Source organism: Deinococcus sp., from assembly GCF_025362455.1.
Taxonomy (GTDB): domain Bacteria; phylum Deinococcota; class Deinococci; order Deinococcales; family Deinococcaceae; genus Deinococcus.
The window spans coordinates 1-3,741 of record NZ_JANYGJ010000199.1; the positions used below are offsets into that span (position 1 = coordinate 1).

General features: G+C 63.2%; 3 protein-coding genes. 2 read left to right on the plus strand and 1 reads right to left on the minus strand.

Annotation, left to right across the window (positions count from 1 at the left end; genetic code table 11):
* Positions 1 to 212: hypothetical protein (locus tag Q0R23_RS14410; protein WP_293914078.1), on the plus strand; the 212-nt coding region annotated here is incomplete at its 5' end.
* Here the strand turns inward: Q0R23_RS14410 and Q0R23_RS14415 are convergent.
* The gene (locus Q0R23_RS14415) at positions 197 to 1,978 is read right to left on the minus strand and encodes an ABC transporter substrate-binding protein (RefSeq protein ID WP_293914079.1); all 1,782 of its coding nucleotides are present in this window, start codon (positions 1,976 to 1,978) and stop codon (positions 197 to 199) included. The genes Q0R23_RS14410 and Q0R23_RS14415 overlap by 16 nt on opposite strands.
* Before the next feature lie 467 nt (positions 1,979 to 2,445).
* Here Q0R23_RS14415 and Q0R23_RS14420 point away from each other — a divergent pair, with 467 nt between their 5' ends.
* Positions 2,446 to 3,459: a D-alanine--D-alanine ligase family protein gene (locus Q0R23_RS14420; protein WP_293914080.1), complete on the plus strand. Its 1,014-nt coding sequence runs from the start codon at positions 2,446 to 2,448 to the stop codon at positions 3,457 to 3,459.
* The last annotated feature ends 282 nt before the right edge of the window (positions 3,460 to 3,741 follow it).

Genomic DNA, 3,741 nt, shown 5'->3' on the forward strand with positions numbered 1-3,741 from the left:
AGCAGTCGCCGCGCGATGAAAGTAAGCATAGCCCCCTTAAGAACACCAAAGAAAAGAATGTACAGCGAGCGAACACGCCAGCAAGTGAGCTGATCGGAACCCCGTTCAAAATCGGGACAGTCAAGCCGAGCAGGAAGGATACCCCTCCTGCCCGGCAATTGTCACCCGGTCGGGTGAATGTGGTGAGCAGCCAAGCTTACTTGCTGGTGTAGTAGTAGATGTCGCCGGAATACAGCGGGTTGGTGACGCGGCCCTTGACCCAGTCGCGCTGCACGGTGTAACTCACCGGCTGCCAGATCGGTACGTTGGCGACGTCGACGAAGCCGATCTGCGCGATGCGCTTGTACAGGCTAGCGCGGGCCGCCGGGTCGGTGGTAGCTACCGCCTGGTCGATCAGCTTATCCACCGCAGGGTTCTTGTAGCCGGTGTTCTGCGGGTAGTTGCCGCTCGACGCCAGGAACGGCTGGGCGAAGTTGTGGGGATCGGCGTAGTCGGCCTGCCAGCCGAGCATCCACATCGACTCGCGTTTGGCGGCGGCGTCGGCCAGGATGGCGCTGAACTGGGCCTCGCGCACGTCGAGGTGGAACTTGGGATTGAGCGACTCGACGCCGCGCTTGAGGATCTCGGCGGCTTTCTGGCGGTTGACGTTGCCGCTGTTCCAGTAGATCGGCACGGTGAAGCCGGTCTGCCACAGCTTGCCGCCCCAGGCGCGCTTGAAAAAGGCGGTGGCCTGAACCTTGTCGAACTTGAACTTCAGCGCCGGGTTGTAACCGGGCAGGGTGGTGGGAATCACGCCGTTGTTGATGATGCCCTTGCCCTGAAGCTGATCCTTGAGCATGGCCTGGTAATCGAAGCTGGCCGCGAAGCCCCGGCGCACGTTGGCGTCGGCAAAGAAGGTGGCGGGAATGCCCTTCTCGTCGAGCTTGGCACTTCCCAGTTTGGCGGTGTCCTTGATGTCGAAGTTCATGAACAGCGTCTGGAGCACCAGGGTCGAGACGTTGTCGATGACCTTGGCGCCCTCGATGGCGCCGAACTGGCCCGCCACATTGCGCGGGTAGCTGCCCACCAGGGTCTGGTCGGCGTCGCCGGTCTTGATGAGCTGCACGGCGGTGGCGGCCTCGTCGACCTTTTTGATCACCACGGTCTGGAGCTTGGCCGGAGCGCGCCAGTACTTGTCGTTGCGCTTGAGGATGACCTGGCTGCCCTTGTCATAGCGCTGGAGCACGAAGGGCCCCGAAGCGGTCACGATGGTGTCGCCGATCTTGCTGCTGGCCAGCGGCGCGTTGTTGAAGCTCTCCCAGGTGGCCTTGGTTCCGTCCCACTCACCGGCCTTGATGGCGGCGGCCTTGCTGTAAATGGCGGTGGCGGGGTGTGCCAGCACCGACATGAACGGCGCGAAGGGCTTGGCCAGGTTGAAGACGATGGTGCCTTTGTCCTTGACGGTCATCGACTTGTCGACTTCATCAAAGCCCACCTTGCCACCCTTGCGGATGTTGTCGGCGGCGCCGATCAGCGGTTCGAGCAGCAGGGCAGCGGGGCCGCCGTCGGTGCTCTCGATAAGCTGGCGGGCAATCGAATATTTGACGTCATCGGCGGTGACATCGCTGCCATCGCTGAACTTGGCCTTGGGGTTGAGCTTGATGGTCACGGTCTTGCCGCCGTTGCTCGTGACCGGCATGGCCGCCGCCAGCAGGGGCTCGAAGGTGATCTTGCTGCCCGCCGCTTCCGTCACCAGGTCAAAGGGCTTGGGGAAGTACAGCGTTTCCATGGTGTTCTGAAGAACCTCACCGCAGGCCGTGTCGTAGCACTGGGCCGGGTCGAAGCTCGACCAGTCGGCGATGGTCAGCACACTCAGGACGCCGGGGTTCTTGACCTGGGCCTGGGCCGCGCCGCTGAGCATGGCGGCCATCAGGGCGAGGGTGGTGAGCTTGAGCGCGTTACTCTTGACCGTACTGATCTTGGTGCTGTTTGGCTTCATGCAGTTCCTCCGGGGCACAACTGAACTTGCTGCTACTGATTGTCCTGCTCATACGCACTTCCTCATACGCACTTCCAACCTGACGTCGATAGCGAACACTGAGGTCTGGGCCAACGCCTCACGATTTGTGAGCGAGTGGTATAGACCGGATGCAGACCCGCGCATCGTAACTCAAGGTCTACGTCAATTTATGATGCTGAACCCAGTGAAAGATGAGAACGCTGGCGCACGCCGCCCGACGGCTGGAACGCATCTCAATTGACACGGAGTACCGTCGTCTGACCATGCAGGTGAGAAGTGTGATACAGCTTTCAGTCGTCTCAATAGCCTCCAGTCGCTTCAGACCGAGGCGGCCTGCCACACGCCTGCCAGGTGGCATACTGCCGGGCGTGAGTGCCCTTCCTTCGTCCGAATCCGGTCCAGATCGACCCACAGGTCACCGATCAGGCCATCAACCCAAAACCCGCGTGCTGCTGCTGTGCGGCGGTCAGAGCGGCGAGCACGCCGTCAGCCTGATGAGCGCCCGTAGCGTGCTCACAGCCCTCCCAGCCGAGCGCTTCGAGGTCACGCCGCTGGTGATCGACCAGGCCGGAAGGTGGCTGGGCGACGCGGACACGGCGCGGGTGCTGGGCGGTGGGCCTATGGATAGCGCGGGCGAGACCGTCTCGTCCAGCATCCAGCCGCACCAGGTAGTGGGCTACGATGTGGTGTTTCCGCTGCTGCACGGTCCGCACGGCGAGGACGGCACGGTGCAGGGCTTGCTGACGCTGAGCGGCGCGGCGTTCGTGGGCTCCGGGGTGCTCGGTTCGGCGGCCAGCATGGACAAGGTGATGACCAAACAGGTGCTCGCCAGCGTGGGCGTGCCGCAGGTCAACTACCGCCTGCTGACCCGCCGCGCCTGGCAAGGCCAACCGGACGCCGCACAGGCCCAGGCCGACGCGCTGGGCTACCCGCTGTTCGTCAAGCCCGCCAATATGGGCAGCTCGGTGGGCATCAGCCGGGTGACGGCGCCGGATGAGTTGCACTCAGCGCTGACCCTGGCCTTCTCACTCGACCGCCGGGTGATTCTGGAAGCGGGCGCTGGCGGTAAGCCCCGCGAGCTGGAAGTCGGCGTCCTCGGCAACGACTCACCCATCGCCAGCCCGGTGGGTGAGCTGCGCTTTGACGCCCTGTTTTACGATTACGAAACCAAGTACACCGAGGGGCTGGCGACCATGCACATTCCGGCGCCGCTGAGTGCCGGGGTCGCCGAGCGCGTGCGCGAGCTGGCGCTCAGGGCGTATGCGGCCCTCGACTGCGCCGGGCTGGCCCGCATCGACTTTTTTTACGTCGAGGAAACGGGCGAGCTGTATCTCAACGAGGTCAACACCATGCCCGGTTTCACGGCCACCAGCATGTATCCCAAGCTGTGGGAGGCGGCGGGGCTGAGCTATTCGGAGCTGGTGACGCGCCTGATCGAGCTGGCGCAGGAGGAGCGGTGAGGCGGGGAGCGCTAAGAGAAAGGAGAGGGGGGAACGACGCTCGCGGCCATACCAGTGCTGCGCTCCGTGGTTGCCAGGGAACGCCCTGTGTGAGCGCCCCTGCACAACTTTGTTCTCTTTTAGAGCAGATATCATAAAAAGACCCTTTTTATGACCGAGCGGAGCGAGTAGTTTTGACTGAGCAAGGCGCAGAATGGAGGCGCGGGGAGGCTGTTTTCCCCGTGGCGTCATTCGGAGTACTGCTCTAGAGTCGCCGGGCGGGCCAACGACTGAATCAAGGCC